Source organism: Pseudoalteromonas sp. S408 (genome assembly GCF_005886645.1).
Taxonomy (GTDB): domain Bacteria; phylum Pseudomonadota; class Gammaproteobacteria; order Enterobacterales; family Alteromonadaceae; genus Pseudoalteromonas.
This window is the reverse complement of sequence record NZ_PNDY01000001.1, coordinates 39,294-61,815: the sequence shown is the minus strand read 5'-3', so window position 1 is coordinate 61,815 and position 22,522 is coordinate 39,294. Positions and strand designations below refer to the sequence as shown.

The window sequence follows — 22,522 nt, the reverse complement described above, 5'->3', positions numbered from 1 at the left end:
GGCGTTACTCGCGATGATAGGGATGATTGTTATTTAAGCTCCAGCCCCTATATAGGCTTTCTGCAACAATAATTCGCACCAAAGGGTGTGGTAATGTTAGGTTCGATAACGACCATTTTTGCTCCGATGCAGCAATGCATTCTGGAGCAAGTCCTTCTGGGCCGCCAATAAGTAAACTTACATCGCGGCCATCGAGTTGCCATTTTTCCATGTTTTTAGCAAGTTGGTGAGTATCTAGCGCTTTGCCAGTGACTTCTAGCGTAACAATACGATTGCCTTTAGGAATAGCGGCTAATGTTTTTTCGCCTTCAATATGTAAAATACGCTTTATATCGGCATTTTTGCCACGTTTACCGGCGGGTATTTCAATTAGCTCTAAAGCCATATCCTTGGGAAAACGGCGCTGGTATTCAGCAAATCCCGTTTCTACCCACGCTGGCATTTTTGTACCAACAGCAATCATTTGTATTTTCACGAATAACTTCCAAGCGTTGCTTTTAACAAGTGGGTGGTTAGCCCCACAGTTTTTCTAGATCGTAATAGCTACGTGCTTCAGTTTGCATCACGTGTACAACCACATCGCCTAAATCAACCAGTGCCCATTCGCCGTCATTTTCGCCTTCATAGCCTAACGGCTCTGAATCTGCATGACGTGCTTCTTTTGCTAAGTGGTCGGCGATTGATTGAACGTGGCGTTTAGACGTGCCAGTACAAATTACCATGTAATCGGTAATGTCTGATTTATCAGTTACGTCTATGTCAACGATGTCACGCGCTTTCATATCGTCAATTTTATCCATTGCAAAGGCGAGTAGTTGTTTTGAATCCAAGGTTTTGTCTCAATTTAAAAATTTAATGGCGCGTATTTTAACACGCTAGGCATTTTTAAGCATCAATTTGATATAGCTGATGCATTTGTATGTAATGACTCACGGCATCGGGTAATAGTTCATTCTTTTTGTTACTTTTTTTAAGATCATCACGAATAGAACTAGAAGCTGCATCAAGCATTTTACCCGGTAAAAAGTAAAGTTTACCACCTAAATGCTCTGTAATAAGAGCGGGGTCATCCACGAGGGCATGCTGCATGTAGTGTTTAAGCTCACCTGTTACCTGACAACTCTGCGCTGGTCGTTGATATACCACAATATGGCAAAGCTCAGTAATTGTTTGCCATTCAAACCACTTATTTAGTGAATTAAATGAATCCATTCCAATCAAAAATAAAATAGGTGTACTTGGGTACTCTTTACGCAGTTCTTGCAGGCTAAGTAATGAGTATGATGGGCCTGAACGATCTAGCTCTCTTAAATCGAGTGCAAAATGAGGGTACGGTTTAATCGCCGCATTGAGCATATTAACACGATGTTCTGTGCTTATACCTGGTGCCGCTTTGTGGGCAGGTAGTGCGCAGGGCATAAAATACAATGTGCTTAAATTAAATGCGCTTACACATTGCTGAGCCATATTAATATGGCCTAGATGAACGGGGTCGAAGGTGCCACCAAAAATAGCAATCATTTTTTTGTCCAACAGGTTAAGCAACTAATTAAGGCTGTGACACGGCATAGGAATATCGAGCGGTTGACAAAACTTAATACAAATATGTGCAAGTGCCTGATAAGTAGCAATTAAGTTGCCTTGTTTATAGCTTGCATCAAATAAAGCAATGTCACTATTAATTTGCTCAAGTACAGTAATATTTAGGCGATTAACGGCATTTTGCACCGGCCCTTGCTGATTTTTCCAAATGGCATTTTGTTTAAATAAGCTGGCGATTGGCTCACCATTTAACAATCCCAATTGCACATTCATCAAGGTGTTGAGCTCTTTTGTAATCGCCCACAATATACTCACAACTTCAGTGTTGTCACTGGCTAGTTTGTTCAAAACTTTAATGGCTTGCTTGGCATGACCATTTAATAAGGCATCGCTTAAATCAAAAATATCAAATTTGGCTTGATTTAATAGCCCTTGCATAACCAATTGCTGGGTAATAAGTGCGTTGCCATGCAGTAAGGAGAGTTTTTCAAGTTCCTGATAACACGCTAGAAGGTTACCTTCTGTAGCATTGATAAGGCTTAATTTGGCATCATTTTGCATGTTAAGAGCCAAGCGTTGACATTGCTCATCAAGCCATCGTTTGACGTGCGAGCCAGTCAGTGGGTAACAAGGTACAAATACACCTTGTTTGTCGAGCGCTTTAAACCAGGCACCGCGTTGTACTTCTTGGCTCGCTTTTGCACCTTTAATAATTAGTATCGTGTCGGGGTTAACAAGCTCAACGACACGCTTAAAGGTATTACTACCAATTACACCGGGCTTTTGCTGGTTTAGATCAAACTCAATAATAGTGCGTGCACTAAATAATGACATACTTTGATATTGCGCTATTATTTCTTGCCAATCAAATCCTTGCATTAAAGTAAATTTAATGACTTCATCAAAGCCTTGTGCTTTGGCGGTATCGCGTATCAGCTGAACACACTGTGCTTCTTGAAAAGGCTCTTCACCAAAAACTAGGTAAAAAGGTTTTAAGCCTTTGTTTAACTCGTTAGGTAATTGATTAGCGTAACAGCGCATTACAGTTGCGACAGCTCTCTAACAATACGGCGACTTGCTTGCTTACGAATTTCGTTAATTAGCAGCTCTAGCTCTTTGGCTTTGGCAAGTGCGTTATCGGGGTCGTCTTGATAATTTCTATAAAGCTCAAAGCGTTTTTCTATAGCATCTTTATTGGGGTGTTTTAGAACATATGAAACGCCATAGGCAAGTTCGTATTCAGCAACCTGGCCATTTTTAAATAACGACAACGTTTGGCGTTCTATGGTTTCTTTACGTAAATACAGCTGCGCTACGTTTTTAGATGAAGAGGTAAGTTTAACTTCACTTGCTAACAGCTCTTTTTGTAGCTGTTCAAATAAAGCTGATTTTTCGTCATCACCAATAAGCGTAATGAGTTTTAGATTATCAGGCAGGCTTGACGCTTGCTTTAAGTGAAACCCACAACTAGATAACAAAAAACAGACTAGCGCTAAGGCTAGTCCGTTTTTAATGGCCTTAAATACAGCCATATTAGTTAGCAACCACGTTAAGTAGTTTACCTGGCACGTAAATTATTTTACGAATGGTCTTACCATCAGTAAATTTAGTTACGTTTGCTTCTGCAAAGGCAAGTGTTTCTACTTGTTCTTGTGTTGCATCTGCTGCCACAGTTAGTTTAGCGCGAAGTTTACCGTTTACTTGAACGATGATGAGCTTTTCATCTTCAACCAAGGCTGATTCGTCAACTATTGGCCATGCTGCATCTAAAATATCACCGTCTTTACCTAGTTCTTCCCACAACTCATGAGATAAATGCGGCGTAATAGGGGCAAGCATAATAATTAACGCTTCAAGTGCCTCATTTGCAATGGCAATGTCTTGTGCATCGTTAAGTGGCGCTTTAATTAACTTATTAGACAGCTCCATGATGGCAGCAATCGCCGTGTTAAACGTTTGACGACGTTCAACATCATCACTTACCTTTGCAATGGCTTTGTGTAATTCGCGACGAAGTACTTTTTGTGGGTTAGTAAGCGCAGACTTTTCAAGTGCTTGGTAACCTGCCGCTTTCACGTCTACTGCGTATTTCCATACACGTTTTAAGAATCGGTGTGCGCCTTCAACGCCAGAATCTGACCATTCAAGTGTTTGTTCTGGTGGTGCAGTAAACATCATGAATAAACGCACTGTATCAGCACCGTATTGTGCAATTACTTGTTGTGGGTCTATACCGTTATTTTTAGACTTAGACATTTTGCTCATGCCTGATGAGAATACTGGCTCACCGTCGTCTTTATGCCATGCTTTAGTTACGCGGCCTTTTTCGTCAGTTTCGGTTTCTACATCGCTCGGTGAAATCCAAATGTCACCACCTTTCTCATCTTTACGGTAGAACGTTTCGGCAAGTACCATACCTTGACATAGTAAGCGGTCAAATGGCTCGTCTGAATTTACTAAACCAAAGTCACGTAATAGTTTATGGAAAAAGCGTGAGTACAATAAGTGTAAAATTGCGTGTTCAATACCACCTATGTATTGGTTTACAGGTAACCAATAGTTAGCGGCTGCCGGGTCTAACATGCCTTCGTCGTAACGTGGGCTACAGTAACGTGCGTAATACCAAGACGATTCCATAAAAGTATCGAAGGTGTCAGTTTCGTGAGTAGCAGGTACGCCGTTTACTGTGGTTTTAGCCCACTCAGGGTCTGCTTTTATTGGTGATGTTACACCATTCATTACCACGTCTTCTGGTAAGCGAACGGGTAACATATCTTCTGTTGCAGCAAGCTCGTTGCCGTTTTCGTCGCTCAGCATTGGAATTGGAGAGCCCCAATAACGTTGGCGGCTAACACCCCAGTCACGTAAACGGAAGTTTACTTTACGCTCACCCACGCCTAGTGCTTCTAGTTTGTCGGCAATCGCATTAAACGCTGCTGAAAAGTCTAATCCGTCAAATTCGCCAGAGTTTACTAATACACCTTTTTCGGTGAATGCTTCTTGCGCTAGGTTTACTTCAAGGTCTGAGCCTTCAACAGGCGCAATAACTTGTTTAATATCTAGGCCGTATGCATTTGCAAACTCAAAGTCACGTTGGTCGTGGGCAGGTACTGCCATTACCGCGCCTGAGCCGTAATGCATAAGCACAAAGTTAGCTACCCAAATAGGCACTTGCTCGCCTGTTAATGGGTGAGTTGCGTAAAAGCCTGTTGCAATGCCTTTTTTCTCCATTGTTGCCATATCTGCTTCGGCTACTTTGGTGTTTTTGCATTCTTCAACAAACATTGCTACCGCATCGCTGTTTTTAGCGGCTTCTTGGGCAATAGGGTGGCCACCGGCAACGGCGAGATAAGTAACACCCATGAAGGTATCTGGGCGAGTGGTGTATACGCTAAACTTTTCGTTGTTATCGGTACGCGTAAATTCAATGTCTAAACCTTCAGAGCGGCCAATCCAATTGCGCTGCATGGTTTTAACTTGTTCAGGCCAGTCTTCTAACTTGTCTAAATCGTCTAAAAGCTCTTGTGCGTAGTCGGTAATTTTAATAAACCACTGTGGAATTTCTTTTTGCTCAACCACAGCGCCTGAGCGCCAACCGCGGCCGTCAATTACTTGTTCGTTAGCAAGTACAGTTTGATCAACCGGATCCCAGTTAACCGTTGACATTTTTTTATACACTAGGCCTTTTTCGTAAAGCTTAGTGAAAAACCACTGCTCCCATTTGTAATACTCTGGGTGACAGGTAGCAATTTCGCGATCCCAATCGTAACCAAAACCTAATTGCTTAAGTTGGTTACGCATGTAATCAATGTTTTCGTAAGTCCACTTTGCAGGCGCTGTTTTATTTTTAATAGCGGCGTTTTCTGCTGGTAAACCAAACGCATCCCAACCCATAGGCTGCATTACGTTTTTGCCTTGCAGGCGCTGGAAACGAGAAACAACATCACCAATGGTGTAGTTACGCACATGACCCATATGCAGTCGACCACTCGGATAAGGGAACATAGAAAGACAGTAATATTTTTCTTTGCTCTCATCTTCAGTGACTTTAAATACTTGGTTTTCTTCCCAGTAGCTTTGTACTTTTGACTCTATATCTTGCGGGTTATATTGCTCTTGCATCTACGATTCCAGACTTCTTGCAAACTAATAAAAAATTGCCGATAGGATAACTCAAATAAAGTGCTATTCACAGCGTCAAAAACACCGTTTTGCTAAATTGTAACCTTCATGTCAGGTTAACCTATACTTATCTATGTTAAACGTCAGGCGTGTTGACCTGTGTAGATTGAAATTTGCTCAGTTTAGGGTTTTCTAATCACAGTATAAAATGTCACTTAGTGGCCTGAGTAAAGATTCATAAATATTGCGTCAACCCAACTCGTTTATTAGCAATTTTGAAGGAGTACATAATGGCAGATTATAAAGCATGGCTTAGTGATTTAAGCGCGTGGCTAAAAGACATCAAAGATCATGAGGTAAAAGATGCGGTAACTCGTTTTGTTGAATCAGAGCAAGCACTTAAAAATTTAGGTGAGGAAAAATATCAGCTCTACCGCAACTACTTAAAACGTGACATAGCGCACCTTAGCGAGAACGATTCCCACTATAATTCGCTTGCATGGCAAGAGCTTAAAGAGTCTTTATGGTTTGAACTTTCACATATAGAAGACAAAACTCAGCTTGAATGGCAATCCTTAAACCAAGATTTTAAACATAATGGGGTGTATCACGCAGGTGAATGGATAGCCATGGGCACATTAGTATGTAAGAATTGCACTCATAGTTACGATGTTTATCACGCTACACAAATTTTACCGTGTATTGAGTGTGATGGAATCTATTTTAGTCGTAAGGCACTGCACCCTTAAGCATATGTATTAAGTGGCTGCAGGCCACTTAATACGCCCAAAAGCCAGCGATTATGCTGGTATATAAAGAAGTTAGAATGACGAAAAAACTGCTGCCACTACCTGTATCAACGCTTGCACCTAGTATTTCTGCTAATCACGTACTGACGTGCATGAATAATCCTTACCCAGAGCAACTCAATTTTATTGGGCAACAACGTGCACAAAGCGCACTGGACTTTTCGCTGGGGATGGAATTACCTGGTTATAACGTTTACGTTATGGGCGAAGCCGCACATGGGCGTTACACACTCGTAAAGGACAAACTAAAACAACATGCCAAAGGCCGAGTAACCCCAAACGAATGGTTGTATGTTAATAACTACGACGATCATCGCGAGCCAATAGCATTGTTTATGCAGGCAGGGCAAAGCAAGCAATTAAGTGACGATATAGACTCATTTTTAGATGAGGTGCTCGACACGTTTCCAGCCGCATTTGATAACCCTGCTTATCAGCGTAAGAAAAAATCTATTGATCGTGAATTTAATGATGCTTACGACAGCGCAATTACCGCCGTTGAAGTGGCTGCGCTTGAGCAAAGCGTTGCACTTGTTGAAGAAAAAAGCTCAGTGGGCTTTGCGCCGCTTATAGATGGCAAGCAATTGAGTGATAGCGAGTTTGCAGAACTTGAAGATGAACTTCGCGAAGCGTTTTTTGAGAAAATAGAAAAACTAGAAGATGCGTTAATTGAAGCTCTGATAGAGTTGCCGCGTTGGAAACGTGAATCAAAAGAAAAACTCCGCAACCTTAAAAAGTCGACCGCTGAGCAAGCAACTAAACCACTGTTAAAAGATTTAGAACATAAATACGCCACACATATTGGCGTGCTTCGCTATTTAAAAGACATACGTGTAGAAATTATAGATGCTGTACTTGAATGGCTAGACGATGAAGACGAAAACGAAGAAAATAAGGAAGACTTTGATCGTAAAGGCATGCTCACTGACTTTTTTGCCCCCAATATTTTAGTCGAGTTTAAAGAAGACGATGCAGCCCCCGTGGTGTACGAGCCTAACCCTACCTTTGGTAATTTATTTGGCAAAATAGAGTATGCCACTTCACAAGGTACACTAATCACCAGCTACCGCTCAATTCAGCCCGGTGCATTACACCGTGCAAATGGCGGTTATTTGATAATGGATGCTGAAAAAGTAATGGCTAACCCACAAGTGTGGGATGGGCTAAAGTTATCGCTGAAAATGCACCAAATTAAAAATGACTTACCATATCAAGATAGTACAGTAGGCACGAGCTTTACGCTTCGCCCGCAATTGATCCCACTTGATGTAAAAATTATTTTATTGGGCTCGCGCGATTTGTATTACACCATAGGTGAATACGATGAAGAATTCGCAGAGCTATTCAGAGTACTAGCAGACTTTGATTACTACTTACCAAGCAGTGATAAGTTACAGTATCAGTTTATTACTAAAGTGACAGAGTACTGCGAAAAAACGCTTAAGTGCACTACAACGCAAGCCGCTATGGTGAGATTGCTTAAATTTAGTTATCGCCAAGCTGAGCATCATAATAAGCTTTCAGCGCGTTTTGCTGATGTGTTAGAGCTGGTGGCTGAGGCAAGTTACTACGCAAAACAAGATAAGCTAAAGGTTATTGATGCGCATCATATTGATGAAGCCATTGAGGGTAAGCAATACCGCACCGGTCAAATTAGTGAAAATATGCTCAGTGATATCAAAGAAGGTCATACGTTAATTGCTACAACCGGACAAGCCATTGGTAAGGTAAATGGCTTAACGGTACTGCACATTGGTGATACGTCGTTTGGTACACCGGCGCGAATTACTGCCACTGTATACGCCGGCGCTGATGGCGTAATAGACGTGGAACGTGAAGCGGAACTGGGTAAAGCCATTCACTCTAAAGGCGTGATGTTACTTACCGGTTATTTAGGTAATAAATATGCCCAGCAGTTTAGCCTTACGCTCAGCGCAAACATTGCAATAGAACAAAGCTATGGCTACATAGACGGCGATAGTGCCTCGTTGGCTGAGCTTTGCGCGTTAATTTCGGCTATTACAAGCTTACCAATAAGCCAATCAATTGCGCTTACCGGCTCTATAAACCAACATGGCGATGTACAAGCTATCGGTGGTGTAAACGAGAAAATAGAAGGCTTTTTTAAGTTGTGTAAAATGCGTGGTTTATCAGGTGAGCAAGGCGTTATTATTCCTAAATCAAACCAAGTAAACTTAGTGCTAGATGACGAAATACTCAACGCCGTAGAGCAAGGTAAATTTAACATATACGCCGTAGAGACGGTGGATCAGGCGTTAAACTTACTGATGGATATTGAAGCAGGCGACCTCATCGACGATGAATACCCTGAAAATTCAGTAAATGGCATCGCACTTGCGCGTCTAAAGGAGATTGCTGATATTGTTAATGGCGACAACGAAGACGATGCAGATGATGAGTTAGAAAATGAAAAACCAGAAGATGAAAAAGGGGAGTTATGATCAACATTATTTTGGCAGTTGTCATCGCCATTTTGTGCGTTTTAATATTTAAAAACAGTAAAAAGGCCAAACAACAGGCGATTGCTAATGCGCAAATTGAAAGCGACTATTTAGTAGCAAACGCTAAAGTAGACGGTGTACTTGAGACTGCCTCTGGCTTGCAATACAAAGTATTGCACAAAGGAGAAAACAGCAACACGCCCAGTTCAACAAGTATGGTCAATGTGCATTACCACGGTACGCTTATCGACGGCACCGTGTTTGATAGCTCAGTAGAGCGCAAATCACCGATTAGTTTTGGTTTGCACCAAGTTATTAAAGGGTGGACCGAAGGGCTTCAATTAATGAGTCCGGGTGATAAATTTCAGTTTTATATACCGCATCAACTAGCTTATGGCGAAAAGCGGGTAGGGAGTATTCCGCCGGCATCACTGCTTATTTTTGAAGTAGAACTACTTGCAATAGAGTCATAAATATACGGTACTTGCTCACTTTGAACCGATTTAGAGTGAGCAAGTTATACTAATCTGCAAATTCAATATGTGCTATTTCAAGTTTAAATTTCCCCGCTTGCTTTCCTGCAATCATAAAACCAAGTTGCTTAATATCATTAAAATCAATTTCTGGTTGCTCTGTTAGCGTACGCCCACGAAAAGTAAGTGTAAAATCACTTGGTGTAAAATTAACGTTAGTCCACTCATTTTCTATTGTTTTAAATGAGTGTGTATACGCAGGCCCATCAAGGTAGTTAGATGTACGCAGCCTTAGTTGATAGGTTTGCCCATCACCTTTAACACGTAAATTAATAGTACGTGTGTTTTGGCTTTGTATATTTAGCTCAGTGCGGATAGAAGCAAACCCTCCGTTATTTTCGAGCGATACATTACCTTCAAATATCAAAGCATCTTTTGTATGACTTACTTGGCTATTAGATACACCGCCCATAACCGAATCGTTGACCACATACCAACGCTGATTGGCGTTTACTTCTGCGCTCAGCAGCAAAGCATTAAATACAAAAACAGATGATAGTTGTTTGGTGGTCATTGGGTTGCTCCTAAAGGCTTTGGTTAACTAATACGATTAAATACATGAATTGTTCACTTAATATAAAACTAATTTATTAACAATATTCTAGAGCTTGTAAACTTTCAGAATAAAAATTTTTAACCTCGAAAGATAAACTGGCCTTGGTTTGAATTAGCTTGAGCAAAAAATAAAAAGCGCGTAAGTTAACCGCGTTACCTATTTTAATAACAAGAATTAAAATGAAAGCAAAAGAAATAGAACAATTAGCGCTATCTAAAACCGAAACTCGAGAAGTCATCACCCCTTACGCGTTTAAAATTGATAACGCCCTACTAGGTTTACCCTTAGCAACGCCACTAAAGCGAGCTATAGCAATAGTAATCGATGTAGCCTTAATATTTATGGCTGCAAAACTTAGCGCGACTTTAATTGCCTTTGTTGCGGCTATGGCATTCTATAAAGGGACGGCACAACAATACCTTCCTAAAATGTCGAGTGTGTGGCGAAGAATATTAAAAATAGTAGCCGCCGGTATTTTATTTGTAAGCGCTCTTGCGGTGCTTTCAATTGGCATAGATTACCTAGAAGGCGATAGCGTCGATCAAGCCTTAACCGCTCAGGGCCTAAAAATCCAGGATGAGATTAAGCTTACCTCCACAGAAAAGCAGCACGTAAATGCTTTTTTTGTGCAAACAGCAGACGAACGCTGTGAGCAATCTTGTCAGCAAAATGCACTTGATAATTTGATAGGGCAAGTACCCAAATTAGCAGACATGGACGACCTACAAAACCCACAACTTGCTAAAGCACTATTACAATTATTAGTGCTCAGTGAGGATAACGAAATAAAACCTTTGCAGTTATTAGAAGAAAAACCGGCACACACAACTACACACAGTATTTTGCAGTGGGGCAAAGGTATTATTCAAGACTTGGGTTTGGGTTTTGGTTGGGCTGCTGTTTACTTTACGCTATTCTCATTACTTTGGCGTGGTCAAACTCCCGGAAAAAAGGTGTGCAACATACGTGTTGTTGCCTTAAATGGCGAACCACTAGGCTTGCTGGATTGTTTTGGCCGATACGGCGGTTACGGTGCAGGTTTTGCCACTGGGCTATTAGGGTTTCTGCAGATATATTGGGATCCGAACAGGCAAGCTATTCAAGATAAAATATCAGCGACTGTGGTTATTCAAGGCAGTGTTAACCAAGTTGTCAATGTTGAAACCGTTGTAGATACATTGGAAGAGTAAAGTAATTATAAAAATATACAGGTTGAGTTTAAAAACTTAAAATTAAATACAGGTTTAATTTTATCAGGTGTTTTATGAAAGCGTTATTAGCTGATTGTTCAGCAAGTATTTCAGAATTGAAGAAAAATCCAATTTCGCTCTTAGATAAAGCTGATGGAGGGGCTATTGAGATTTTGAAATATAATGAGCCAGTTGCTTATTTAGTTCCAGCACAATTATATGAGTTACTGATGGATCAGCTTGATGACTGTGAATTAGCTAAAATTGTTGAAAGTCGTAGAACCGGTCTATCACTAATGATTAATGTGGATGTAAAGAAATTATAAATTAAATCGAGGTAGTATTCAGGAACCTGTAGAGTTTTTATATATTCTTAAAACATTAAACTTAATGGGCTATTTTCGTTATTCAAAGGCTTACTATTTGATAGTTTATTTTCTAGCTCTTGAATAGAATTTCTTAAACTTGAATTAATACTGATTTCTTTTGTATGCTTTTCTTTAAAATTGTTGAGTCGACTTTTGAGTTCATTAATAATTTCTTCATCGTTGCAATTAAATTCATTTTTTAAAGTTGTGTAGTTTAAAAATGATGAAAGTTTAAGGGATTTAAATGCAACGTTGTTAATTTTATCGTTGTCTGAGATTTTTAAAATATCATCTAGTTCAATAATTGCCTTCAAAATATCAAGTCCATTAACTGAGAACTCAGAATTTATTTCGGTTAAATACCTTATTACCTTTAGTGATACAGGAATTGGATAATAAATATTACCTTGAGTTTTATTGCCATAGTATTCTGGTAGGTTAGTAAACATTCTAATCTCATTAATTAGCTTAATGAGTGTTTCTATATTACGGAACACATCAGTACAGTTCATTAAAATGTGCTTTTCTGATAAAACAGATCCAAATTCAGGTTTTGAATTATCAATGATATTAAATAGGTTTTGTAATTTATTTGTATTTAACCGTATTGATTCTATCGATTGTTTTAGGATATTAGTTTCGTATTCACAGTTTTCATCTTTAAGCAAAATAGTGTCGTTTTTATATCTATTAATAGCGTCTTTGCACAACTCTAGTGGGTTTTCTTCAGCGATTGGATTATTGCTATAGTCATAGACTAAATAAGAGAAAGAGTTTTCAGGGAATAACCTTTTATAAAGTCTATCTTTATGTTGGAACATCAGTAAACCGTTGTTTCTATCTTCAAGAGTTTCTAATAAAGAGTAGAATTCAGCTCGATGGAGTTGATATTTTTGAAAGTTAAGCATCTCATTCTGTTTTTCGAGTGAATTACTTTGCTGTTCTTCAAATTTGATTCTATTGGAGTTTTGTATGATTAAATAAATGAAAGTTAGGAAAGTTGCCAAGCTACCTGCGGCAGCAAAGATTTTAGTAATCATATCTAATGTCATATTATTATACCAAGGTGTAGCCAATATTAATAAAATCGAAGCGGAAAAGATGAGTGATAAAATTAAAATAAATATATACACCTCCCAATAAGGTGATTTTAAATTATCCATATATTCATCTATATTCTTTAGCAAATCTTACCCCTAAACCTAACCCCAAATCCACAAATCCCCAACAACACCACAAAACCCCACACAAATACATTGCCGTGTTGGCTGTACATACTGTCGCCCTGTATCAGCCTTACATCAGCTTTTAATATAGCGGCTTCAAACTGTGGCATGGTTTGTTGTGTGTGGCTTATTGGGTCGTATACGGCGCTTACCCCATTGTTGGTAACACGTACCAGTGGGCGTTGAAGTTCTAGGGCGCGCATGCGGGCAATTTGCATGTGTTGCAAGGGCCCAATTGATTGACCAAACCATGCATCATTACTTACGGTAAAAAGTAGATCTGAGTTGCTTTTGTAGTTACCGCGTACTAAATCGGCAAACACTATTTCGTAGCAAATAGCGGGTAGTAAGTTAAAACCATTAGCGCGTAAGTTGTTTTGTTCTCTATCGCCTCGGGTAAACGACGACATAGGTAAATCAAACAAAGGCGCGATAGGGCGCAGAAAATCTTGAAACGGTACAAATTCACCAATCGGTAGTAACTGATGTTTTTGATAGCGATTTTTACCTAAGTATTGATAGTGGCCATGTTCGTCGCCGCGCTCTTTGTTACCCAGTACTATCAGTGTATTAAATATGGTTTTAGTATCGATTTGGTAGTCGACAATCCCTGTAATAAGGGCGGTTTCATTGAATGATGCAGCGCTATCAAGCCCAGCTAAGTAGCTATCGGCAAGGGCTTCTATTTCAGGAACCGCAGCCTCTGGCCATACTATTAAGTCAGCATCCCAATGTGGGCGTGTCATGTCTTGGTATTTGCTCATGGTGGTCCAAAACTCGCTAGGCTCAAAGCGAAGGTGTTGCTTTATATTGCCTTGCACCATTAAGATTGACATTGATTTACCTGAATACTCAATTGTGCTTGTTGCGCGCGAACCAATGCATAAAACAGTAAATGTGATGAGTGTAACAAGCGGGGTCTTTATGTCTTTTTGCGTTAACCGATAAAGAGCAAAGCCAATGGCAATACACACTAAGGTTAGCCCAAATTCACCAATGTAAGGGGCCAGTATATTTAATGGTCCATCGGTTTGGGTATACCCAAAGCTTAACCACGGAAATCCGGTAAGGACTACTCCCCGTAAATATTCACTGATGGCAAAAAAGCAAATAAGCAGTAAACCGAAGCTATTTGAGCTGGTGGCAAAACGTGTTGTTAAATAAAACGCTAAGGCGGGGTAAAGCGCTAAATAGGCGCACAATAGCGCCATTAACGACAAAGAGGCTACAAGCGGCATACCGCCAAAGGTAGCAATAGACACATGTACCCAACTAATACCTGCACCAAACCAGCCTAAACCAAATATAAAACCATATTTAGCGGCACTTTTAGCGTGGCGTTTTCCGGTGTTGTTGGGATTGATACAAAATATGACAGCTGCAATACTAATAAATGCAATAGGCCAAATTTCAAAAGGGGAGTAGCTAAAAGTTAAAATAAGGCCCGCAATAAATGCGAGCCATGATTTTATATCTTTTGCTAATAGGGTAAGTCTAGTTAGCAGTTTCTTCACTGTCGTTATCATCAGCCTTAGGTACGGTGACTTGCAGTTGCAAGATACGACGATTGTCGGCATTGGTTACTTTAAATTGGTAACCGTCTATGTCTATAGTTTCACCTCGGCTAGGCATATGACCAAATGCATGCAATACCGTGCCACCAATGGTGTCTGCCTCGTCTGTGCTATATCCTGTGCTGAAATGTTCGTTAAAGTCATCTACTGGCGTTAACGCCTGAACCACGTGTACGTGTTTAGCAAGTTGACGAATATCTTGTTGTTCTTCTTCTTCGTCATGCTCGTCTTCTATTTCGCCAACAATGGTTTCAAGAATATCTTCAATGGTTACTAGTCCCGATACACCGCCGTATTCATCAATGACAACAGCCATATGGTAGCGTTGCTGACGAAATTCATTAAGCAGGGTGTCAACACGTTTGCTCTCAGGTACGACCATGGCTGGGCGTAAATAATCACGAATTGAAGGTAAATGTTCGTCTTTGTTTAAGATAAGTGGAAGCAAATCTTTAGCAAGTAAAAAACCTTCTACATGATCTTTGTCTTCAATCACCACAGGGAAGCGTGAGTGAGTTGAGTCGACCATCATGGGTATTAGCTCTTCAAGCGGGCTGTCGATCTCAAGAGTGACCATTTGTGAGCGCGGGATCATGATGTCTCGCACTTTAAGCTCAGACACGCTAAGCACACCTTCAATCATCTCTTTTGTTTCTGGATCGATTACGTCTCGTTCTTGCGCATCGGCAATCACTTCGACCAGCTCTTCTCTATTCTGGGGTTCCCCTTGCAGCATTTGGGTTATTCTACCCAACCACGTTTTGCCAGAAGAACCCTGGCTAGATTGCGAGTTACCGTCGCTCATTGCGTCTAATTGCTCCGTTAATTTAAATTTCGTCCCGATATGGGTCTGCTATATTTAGTTCTGCAAGTAATTGCTTTTCTATGCTTTCCATTTGCAGAGCGTCTTCACTCTTTATATGGTCAAATCCAAGTAAATGCAAGCACCCATGGATGACCATGTGGGCAAAGTGGTCATGAAATGACTTCTCTTGCTCCACTGCTTCAGCCAAAACAATGGCTGGGCAAATAACTAAATCACCAACAAGAGGGAGGTCTATTCCAGGTGGCGCTTCAAATTCAAACGACAACACGTTAGTGGGTTTATTTTTACCACGGTAATCGTTATTAAGCTGCTGTGATTGCGCTTCGTCGCTAATTACTATGGTGAGTTCTGACTCATCACGATATTGGCTTAAGGCTTTATCGGCCCACAAAGCAAATTGGGCTTCACTTGGAAGATTGTCAAACTCACAGGCTATTTGTAAATCAAGTTCGGTCGTCAAAGTATTACTCTTTAGTAGTAGCGTTAAGTTGAGCAGCTAGCTCGTCTTTTGCTTTTTGCTTTTCAATTCGCTTTAGACGCTCGCTCTCATCGTTACGCTCGTATGCTTCAACAATACGCGCAACAACAGGATGGCGCACTACATCGTGTGCCTTAAAGTAGTTAAAACTAATTTCGTCTACATTGTCGAGCACTTCAATGGCATGGCGAAGACCCGAGCGTGTTCCGCGCGGTAAATCAACTTGTGTAATATCGCCGGTGATCACCGCTTTTGAGTTAAACCCTATACGGGTTAAAAACATTTTCATTTGTTCTGCGGTGGTATTTTGGCTTTCATCTAAAATAATAAACGCATCATTTAATGTGCGACCACGCATGTAAGCAAGTGGTGCCACTTCAATAATGTTTTTTTCTATGAGTTTTTCGACTTTTTCAAAGCCGAGCATTTCGAACAGTGCATCGTAAAGGGGGCGAAGGTATGGGTCAATTTTTTGGCTTAGGTCACCAGGTAAAAAACCGAGTTTTTCGCCGGCTTCTACTGCAGGGCGCGTTAATAAAATACGACGAATTTCTTGGCGTTCAAGGGCATCTACTGCGGCAGCTACTGCTAGGTAAGTTTTACCTGTACCAGCGGGGCCTATACCAAACGTAATGTCGTGATTTAATATATTGGCGACGTAAAGGCCTTGGTTGTCGTTTCGTGGCTTAATAACACCACGGCGCGTTTTAATAACCATTTCTTTACCGTATGCACTATTTGAAGCATCTTGTTCTAGGGCTTTAGATTCAGTAATTGCTAAGTGAACACTATCGGGTTCTATTTCACCAATAACACCGCGCACAGGTTGAGTATCAACATAGAGATTTTTTAAGATTTCGACCGCAGAGGCACTATTGATTAATTTACCGGTTACTTTAAAAAAGTTATCGCGGTGAATAATTTCAACAGCGAGGCGACGTTCAATTTGTTTGATGTTTTCGTCAAACGGGCCACATAAAGAAGAAAGGCGTTTGTTATCGGCAGGTTCTAAATAAATCTCTAATGTTTTTAACTGATTACTCAAAATTGCTTCCTATAGAACGGCGCCAGTATTTACTGGCGCTGGGTATATTGACTAAGGAACGAAAGTAGCTACGCCAATTTCGTTAACAGTCTCTGGTTTTGGCTCATTGCTTGCTGCTTTGGTTAAAATAGCTGAAGGAGCGATATCACGTCGTAAGTTCATTTCTGATTCTGTACGAATTAAGTCACCACGTAAAGAGTTAGGCAGTGCTTCAGTGATACGTACATCAACGAACTGGCCGATCACCGTATGTGGGCCCACAAAGTTAACAACACGGTTATTTTCGGTTCGACCGCGTAATTCCATTGGGTTCTTTTTAGATGGACCTTCAACCAAAATACGCTGTTCTGTATCAAACATTTGACGGCTAATTTGTTGTGCCATTTGTGTAATACGGTTTTGTAACAGGTATAAGCGTTCTTTTTTCTCTTGCTCAGTTACATCGTCTGGTAAATCGGCCGCAGGCGTACCCGGGCGTGCGCTGTAAATAAAGCTAAAGCTCATATCAAAACCAATATCGTTTATAAGGTTCATAGTAGCTTCAAAGTCAGCTTTACTTTCACCCGGGAAACCGATAATGAAATCTGACGACATGCTTAAATTAGGGCGAATTTTGCGCAGCTTGCGAATTGTTGATTTGTATTCAAGCGCGGTATGACCACGTTTCATTAAGTTTAAAATACGGTCTGAACCACTTTGCACTGGTAAGTGTAAGTGATCGACAAGCTCTGGCACATCAGCGTATACGTCGATGATGTCTGGCGTAAATTCTACTGGGTGTGAGGTGGTGTAACGAATACGGTCAATCCCGTCAATAGCTGCTATTAAACGAATTAAATCTGAGAAGTAGCAAATGTCGCCATCGTGAGTATCACCACGGTATGCGTTTACGTTTTGGCCTAATAGGTTTACTTCGCGAACGCCTTGCTCTGCAAGTTGTGCCACTTCAAGGAGTACGTCATCAACGGGGCGGCTTACTTCTTCGCCTCGGGTGTAAGGTACAACACAAAAAGTACAGTATTTAGAACACCCTTCCATAATTGATACAAATGCACTTGGGCCTTCTGCTTTTGGCTCAGGTAGGCGGTCAAACTTTTCAATTTCTGGAAATGAAATATCAACAACCGATGAGCCTTTATTACCTTGCACTTGCTTAATCATTTCAGGTAAACGATGCAGTGTTTGAGGGCCAAAAATAACATCAACAAATGGTGCACGTTGGCGAATAGAGTCACCTTCTTGCGAGGCAACACAGCCGCCTACACCAATAATCAGCTCTGGTTTGTCGTCTTTTAACAACTTCCAACGGCCTAATTGGTGAAATACTTTTTCTTGTGCTTTTTCACGAATTGAACAGGTGTTAAGTAAGATTACGTCGGCATCTGTTGCATCTTCAGTTAGCTGGTAGCCATTGGTGGCATCTAAAAGTTCAGCCATTTTCTGAGAGTCGTATTCATTCATCTGACAACCCCAGGTTTTGATATGCAGCTTTTTGCTCATTGAAATTTAGCCTCGTGTTCAATTCGATAATGGCACAAATATGTGCTTGAAACAGAATTAAGGAGCAAGCTTGCTCACTTAAAGGACGCGTATTTTAGCTGGATACCCGCCCAGATCCAAGTATAGTTTTCATGTTTGTGATCTCAAATCAAACTCAGACGAGTTTAATGGCTTGATAGTTATATACTCTCGCACTAAAGCGGCGAGTTACGGTACAATAAAAATATATTCACGTATTAATAAAATGATGAAAAACATGACTCAAAATAATGTGATAGTGGTTGGCGGCGGCATGGTTGGTGCGGCAATGGCAATAAAGTTAGCGCAACAAGGAAAGTCAGTGCGTATCATAGAAAAGCACCTAATAGATCCGCCTCATATTTTGAGCAATAGCAAGGTTGATATAAGAGTGTCGGCTATTAATCGTTTTTCAGAAAACTTACTTGATGAGTTAGGGGCCATGCCCATTTTAAGAAAAGGCCGGATTGCACCATACCAACAGTTAGAAGCTTTCGAGCGCGGCGACGATAACTTGTTATTTGATTGTGCCGACATTAATACCACGCATTTGGGCCACTTAATCGAAAACAGTTTAATACAAGCTAGTTTATGGGTGCAGTTTGAGCAGTACGATATTGAAGTCATCGAGCAAAAACAGGCTGTGAGTAAAATAGAGCAAAATGCTGACTCAATTACCTTGGTCTATGGCGAGCAACGTTATACCGCGAGCTTAGTGATTGCAGCCGACGGTGGACAATCGCAATTACGAACTAAAGCAAATATTGGTGTAACTGGTTGGCAGTATCAGCAGCACTGCATGGGAGTACTGATTAAATTGGATGCACCTCAACAGGTTAAAACATGGCAACAGTTTACGCCATCAGGCCCACTGGCTTTTCTACCTATGCAAGCACCTTATGCTAATTTAATTTGGTACGACGATGCAAATACCCTCAAGGCATTTAAAGACCCATCGCCTAGCGCATTAAAAGCCAATATTATTGAACAGTTTCCAAAGCTTGCTGGTGATTTTGAAGTACAAAGTCATGCTGTGTTTCCAATTACCCGCCAGCATGCAAATACGTATTCTAGTGGTCGTTTAGTATTAGTTGGTGATGCTGCGCATACCATTAATCCACTTGCCGGTCAGGGCGTTAATTTGGGTTTCCAAGACGTAGTCGCTTTAGCTACTGCATTGAACGATGCAAGCGACGTTGGTTGCGCGTTAACGCTGCAAGAGTACGAACGCACCCGTCGAAAGGCCAACTTATTAATGATGAGTATGATGGATGCTTGTTACTTTGGTTTTTCAAACCAAATAGCGCCGCTAAAATGGGCGCGTAGCCAATTTTTGAAAATGGCTAACAGTACTGGAGTGGTAAAAAACTGGGTATTAAAATATGCAATTAGCGGTGAAATTGGTTAGAAAACAGTAAAGTAATATAAAGGCTCTTTTATGAGTCTTTTTTTTACGTGATAAGGCGACTAATTTATATGTTTTTAATTTTTACTTGATGTTTTTATGAAGTTTATGTGAGTGATGGGGGGATAGAGATAGCTTTTATAAAATTGGCTGGGATACCAGGATTTGAACCTGGGAATGCCAGGATCAAAACCTGGTGCCTTACCGCTTGGCGATATCCCAACTTTAAATTTGGATGAGTTTTAGTTCTAATTAAGAACATGGTGCGGAAGGAGAGACTTGAACTCTCACATCCTAAGATACTGGAACCTAAATCCAGCGCGTCTACCAATTCCGCCACTCCCGCAAACAATTTTTATATTTATACTCATAACAGAGTTATTCTTTAACAACGCTCTTTGGTAGAAGAAGTTGGCTGGGATACCAGGATTTGAACCTGGGAATGCCAGGATCAAAACCTGGTGCCTTACCGCTTGGCGATATCCCAACAAAGAATTAGCTGATTAGTTTAGTTCGAATCTAGAACATGGTGCGGAAGGAGAGACTTGAACTCTCACATCCTAAGATACTGGAACCTAAATCCAGCGCGTCTACCAATTCCGCCACTCCCGCAAACAATTTTTATATTTATACTCATAACAGAGTTATTCTTTAACAACGCTCTTCGGTAGAAGAAGTTGGCTGGGATACCAGGATTTGAACCTGGGAATGCCAGGATCAAAACCTGGTGCCTTACCGCTTGGCGATATCCCAACAAAGAATTAGCTGATTAGTTTAGTTCAAATCTAGAACATGGTGCGGAAGGAGAGACTTGAACTCTCACATCCTAAGATACTGGAACCTAAATCCAGCGCGTCTACCAATTCCGCCACTCCCGCATTTTCACTTTGAATAATCAAAGAAGGTAGTTATTTTAAACTCTTCATTGAGTTGCAATTTAACTCTTGCAGAGCCATTCCTGAGAAGAAATGGTGGCTAAGACGGGATTTGAACCTGTGACCCCATCATTATGAGTGATGTGCTCTAACCAGCTGAGCTACTTAGCCATTGTTGGCTGGGATACCAGGATTTGAACCTGGGAATGCCAGGATCAAAACCTGGTGCCTTACCGCTTGGCGATATCCCAACAATAAACAATTGATAGTTTTAATTCTTATCAAGAATAATGGTGCGGAAGGAGAGACTTGAACTCTCACATCCTAAGATACTGGAACCTAAATCCAGCGCGTCTACCAATTCCGCCACTCCCGCATCGAGCGTACAGGTAATACTGTTTTGGAACCTAAATCCAGCGTCTAATTCAAGACAACTGCTAATTCCGCAACTACCGTACACAAGGTAGTTATTTTAAACTCTTCATTGAGCAACAAAAAATAAATGGTGGCTAAGACGGGATTTGAACCTGTGACCCCATCATTATGAGTGATGTGCTCTAACCAGCTGAGCTACTTAGCCATCTTTTTTGTTAGCACTTCATCGCTGAGTGCGGGGCGTATTATGCTGACATGACCCAAATTCGTCAACACCTTTTTTGCAAAAAAACACTTAACTGTGTTTGTTTGCAGGAAAATTAAGCTAACAGGCTAAATTTTAATATAAATGCTGTTTTTTTAACACCTATTATAAGTTAAGTGTATGAGGTTTGGCTTTTTAGAATTAACCCTGCGTTATAAACTGTCCTGATAGATTACAGCTTATATACGTTTGAAAAACAAAAAAAGGCTCGTAAAAACGAGCCTTTAAAATTTATTTCCCATAATAGAGGGAATAAAATCTTATACGTTAAACAAGAAGTTCATTACATCGCCATCTTTAACAATGTACTCTTTACCTTCTTGGCGCATTTTCCCCGCTTCTTTTGCACCACTTTCACCTTTACAGTTAATGTAGTCATCATATGCGATGGTTTGTGCACGGATAAACCCTCGTTCAAAATCGGTATGAATTTTACCCGCTGCTTGTGGTGCAGTTGCGCCTACAGGAATTGTCCAAGCACGCACTTCTTTTACGCCTGCTGTGAAGTAAGTTTGTAGTTTAAGTAACTCGTAGCCGCCTCGAATAACAAGGTTGAGACCTGGTTCTTCTAAACCAAGATCAGCCATAAATTCAAGTTTGTCTTCATCATCAAGCTCAGATAACTCCGATTCGATTGCTGCACAGACAGGCACTACAACAGCGCCCTCTGATTCAGCTATAGCGCGAACGCGGTCAAGTAGTGGGTTATTCTCAAAACCATCTTCTGCTACGTTTGCAATATACATTGTTGGCTTGATAGTTAAGAAGTTGACAGAGCTAATAGCCGCTTTTTCTTCTTTAGTTAATTCTAACGATCTAAGTGTTAGGCCTTCATCAAGGTGTGCTTTTACTTTTTCAAGTGCTGCATTTTGTTCTTTTGCGTCTTTATCGCCGCCTTTCGCTTTTTTAGCATTACGGAACATGGCTTTTTCAGCGCTGTCCATATCGGCAAGTACTAACTCAGTATTGATCACGTCAATATCGTCAGCAGGGTCAATTGTACCGGCTACGTGTATTACGTTTTCGTCTTCAAAACAACGAACTACATGGCCAATTGCATCCGTTTCACGAATGTTTGCTAAGAACTGGTTACCTAGACCTTCACCTTTTGATGCGCCTTTTACAAGGCCAGCAATATCAACAAATTCCATACTAGTAGTAAGAATACGTTGTGGATTTACAATTTTAGCAAGCTCGTCTAAGCGAGGATCTGGCACAGGTACCACACCTGTATTAGGCTCAATGGTACAAAAAGGAAAGTTAGCGGCTTCAATACCCGCTTTAGTTAGTGCATTGAAAAGCGTTGATTTACCAACGTTAGGCAAGCCAACGATGCCACATTTAAAACCCATA

20 protein-coding genes and 10 tRNA genes are annotated in these 22,522 nt (G+C 40.7%); 6 read left to right on the top strand and 24 right to left on the bottom strand.

What is annotated here, in order from left to right:
* Positions 1-4 precede the first annotated feature (4 nt).
* From rlmH to leuS, 6 genes are read right to left on the bottom strand one after another with little or no spacing between them, the layout of a single operon-like run.
* Positions 5-475 carry a 23S rRNA (pseudouridine(1915)-N(3))-methyltransferase RlmH gene (gene rlmH / locus CWB62_RS00365; RefSeq protein ID WP_002958522.1) on the bottom strand — a complete coding sequence of 157 codons (471 nt, stop codon included), beginning with the start codon at positions 473-475 and terminating at the stop codon, positions 5-7.
* 37 nt (positions 476-512) lie between these two features.
* Complete coding sequence (gene rsfS, locus CWB62_RS00360; RefSeq protein ID WP_006793397.1) at positions 513-830, bottom strand: ribosome silencing factor; 318 nt, start codon at positions 828-830, stop codon at positions 513-515.
* 55 nt (positions 831-885) lie between these two features.
* Positions 886-1,521, bottom strand: a complete 636-nt coding sequence (gene nadD / locus CWB62_RS00355) for a nicotinate-nucleotide adenylyltransferase (RefSeq protein ID WP_010555992.1) — start codon at positions 1,519-1,521, stop codon at positions 886-888.
* A gap of 24 nt (positions 1,522-1,545) precedes the next feature.
* Entirely contained in the window at positions 1,546-2,583 is a 1,038-nt protein-coding gene (gene holA, locus CWB62_RS00350) for a DNA polymerase III subunit delta (RefSeq protein WP_138528606.1), read from the bottom strand.
* On the bottom strand, positions 2,583-3,074 hold the full coding sequence (locus CWB62_RS00345) for an LPS-assembly lipoprotein LptE (protein ID WP_138528604.1): 492 nt from the start codon (positions 3,072-3,074) through the stop codon (positions 2,583-2,585). Before CWB62_RS00345 ends, holA begins: the two co-directional genes overlap by 1 nt.
* Before the next feature lies 1 nt (position 3,075).
* On the bottom strand, positions 3,076-5,664 hold the full coding sequence (gene leuS, locus CWB62_RS00340; RefSeq protein WP_138528602.1) for a leucine--tRNA ligase: 2,589 nt from the start codon (positions 5,662-5,664) through the stop codon (positions 3,076-3,078).
* A 290-nt stretch (positions 5,665-5,954) separates the two neighbouring features.
* Here leuS and CWB62_RS00335 point away from each other — a divergent pair, with 290 nt between their 5' ends.
* From CWB62_RS00335 to bamJ, 3 genes are all read left to right on the top strand, one after another.
* Positions 5,955-6,413, top strand: coding sequence for a zinc ribbon-containing protein (locus tag CWB62_RS00335; protein ID WP_006793402.1), 459 nt, complete (start codon positions 5,955-5,957; stop codon positions 6,411-6,413).
* Positions 6,414-6,490: 77 nt separating this feature from the next.
* Positions 6,491-8,935: a Lon protease family protein gene (locus tag CWB62_RS00330; protein ID WP_249310702.1), complete on the top strand. Its 2,445-nt coding sequence runs from the start codon at positions 6,491-6,493 to the stop codon at positions 8,933-8,935.
* Positions 8,932-9,408 (top strand): BamJ family beta-barrel-assembly machinery protein, encoded by a 477-nt coding sequence (gene bamJ / locus CWB62_RS00325; protein ID WP_058403378.1) that lies wholly within the window; start codon positions 8,932-8,934, stop codon positions 9,406-9,408. Before CWB62_RS00330 ends, bamJ begins: the two co-directional genes overlap by 4 nt.
* A gap of 49 nt (positions 9,409-9,457) precedes the next feature.
* On the opposite strand, the gene CWB62_RS00320 is transcribed toward bamJ, so the two are convergent.
* Positions 9,458-9,982 carry a CIA30 family protein gene (locus CWB62_RS00320; protein ID WP_058403377.1) on the bottom strand — a complete coding sequence of 175 codons (525 nt, stop codon included), beginning with the start codon at positions 9,980-9,982 and terminating at the stop codon, positions 9,458-9,460.
* A 221-nt stretch (positions 9,983-10,203) separates the two neighbouring features.
* Between CWB62_RS00320 and CWB62_RS00315 the strand changes: the two genes are divergently transcribed.
* Both CWB62_RS00315 and CWB62_RS00310 read left to right on the top strand, forming a co-directional pair.
* Complete coding sequence (locus tag CWB62_RS00315) at positions 10,204-11,214, top strand: RDD family protein (protein WP_138528598.1); 1,011 nt, start codon at positions 10,204-10,206, stop codon at positions 11,212-11,214.
* 74 nt (positions 11,215-11,288) lie between these two features.
* Entirely contained in the window at positions 11,289-11,540 is a 252-nt protein-coding gene (locus CWB62_RS00310; RefSeq protein WP_138528596.1) for a type II toxin-antitoxin system prevent-host-death family antitoxin, read from the top strand.
* A gap of 47 nt (positions 11,541-11,587) precedes the next feature.
* On the opposite strand, the gene CWB62_RS00305 is transcribed toward CWB62_RS00310, so the two are convergent.
* The 6 genes from CWB62_RS00305 to miaB are packed head-to-tail and all read right to left on the bottom strand — an operon-like array spanning position 11,588 to position 18,231.
* The gene (locus CWB62_RS00305) at positions 11,588-12,745 is read right to left on the bottom strand and encodes a hypothetical protein (RefSeq protein WP_138528594.1); all 1,158 of its coding nucleotides are present in this window, start codon (positions 12,743-12,745) and stop codon (positions 11,588-11,590) included.
* Between the two features lie 17 nt (positions 12,746-12,762).
* Positions 12,763-14,322 (bottom strand): apolipoprotein N-acyltransferase, encoded by a 1,560-nt coding sequence (lnt, locus tag CWB62_RS00300; protein WP_138528592.1) that lies wholly within the window; start codon positions 14,320-14,322, stop codon positions 12,763-12,765.
* Complete coding sequence (corC, locus tag CWB62_RS00295; protein WP_058403372.1) at positions 14,303-15,187, bottom strand: CNNM family magnesium/cobalt transport protein CorC; 885 nt, start codon at positions 15,185-15,187, stop codon at positions 14,303-14,305. Before corC ends, lnt begins: the two co-directional genes overlap by 20 nt.
* 22 nt (positions 15,188-15,209) lie before the next feature.
* Complete coding sequence (gene ybeY, locus CWB62_RS00290; RefSeq protein ID WP_058552645.1) at positions 15,210-15,668, bottom strand: rRNA maturation RNase YbeY; 459 nt, start codon at positions 15,666-15,668, stop codon at positions 15,210-15,212.
* Positions 15,669-15,672: 4 nt separating this feature from the next.
* Complete coding sequence (locus CWB62_RS00285) at positions 15,673-16,731, bottom strand: PhoH family protein (RefSeq protein WP_058403370.1); 1,059 nt, start codon at positions 16,729-16,731, stop codon at positions 15,673-15,675.
* A gap of 51 nt (positions 16,732-16,782) precedes the next feature.
* Positions 16,783-18,231 (bottom strand): tRNA (N6-isopentenyl adenosine(37)-C2)-methylthiotransferase MiaB, encoded by a 1,449-nt coding sequence (gene miaB, locus CWB62_RS00280; RefSeq protein ID WP_138528589.1) that lies wholly within the window; start codon positions 18,229-18,231, stop codon positions 16,783-16,785.
* Between the two features lie 244 nt (positions 18,232-18,475).
* On the opposite strand from miaB, the gene CWB62_RS00275 reads away from it, so the two are divergent.
* Positions 18,476-19,657, top strand: coding sequence for an FAD-dependent monooxygenase (locus CWB62_RS00275; protein ID WP_138528901.1), 1,182 nt, complete (start codon positions 18,476-18,478; stop codon positions 19,655-19,657).
* A 144-nt stretch (positions 19,658-19,801) separates the two neighbouring features.
* Here the strand turns inward: CWB62_RS00275 and CWB62_RS00270 are convergent.
* The 11 genes from CWB62_RS00270 to ychF form a co-directional block, all read right to left on the bottom strand.
* Positions 19,802-19,876: transfer RNA gene (locus CWB62_RS00270), tRNA-Gln, on the bottom strand.
* A gap of 39 nt (positions 19,877-19,915) precedes the next feature.
* Positions 19,916-20,000 (bottom strand) — tRNA-Leu (locus CWB62_RS00265).
* 66 nt (positions 20,001-20,066) lie between these two features.
* Positions 20,067-20,141 (bottom strand) — tRNA-Gln (locus tag CWB62_RS00260).
* A 40-nt stretch (positions 20,142-20,181) separates the two neighbouring features.
* A tRNA-Leu gene (locus tag CWB62_RS00255) sits at positions 20,182-20,266 on the bottom strand.
* A gap of 66 nt (positions 20,267-20,332) precedes the next feature.
* Positions 20,333-20,407 (bottom strand) — tRNA-Gln (locus CWB62_RS00250).
* A 40-nt stretch (positions 20,408-20,447) separates the two neighbouring features.
* Positions 20,448-20,532, bottom strand: a tRNA-Leu gene (locus tag CWB62_RS00245).
* Positions 20,533-20,623: 91 nt separating this feature from the next.
* Positions 20,624-20,700: transfer RNA gene (locus tag CWB62_RS00240), tRNA-Met, on the bottom strand.
* Positions 20,701-20,705: 5 nt separating this feature from the next.
* Positions 20,706-20,780 (bottom strand) — tRNA-Gln (locus CWB62_RS00235).
* Positions 20,781-20,820: 40 nt separating this feature from the next.
* Positions 20,821-20,905, bottom strand: a tRNA-Leu gene (locus CWB62_RS00230).
* 127 nt (positions 20,906-21,032) lie between these two features.
* Positions 21,033-21,109, bottom strand: a tRNA-Met gene (locus CWB62_RS00225).
* Between the two features lie 320 nt (positions 21,110-21,429).
* A complete protein-coding gene (gene ychF / locus CWB62_RS00220; RefSeq protein ID WP_058403368.1) occupies positions 21,430-22,521 on the bottom strand; it encodes a redox-regulated ATPase YchF in 1,092 nt (363 codons plus the stop codon).
* Position 22,522 lies beyond the last annotated feature (1 nt).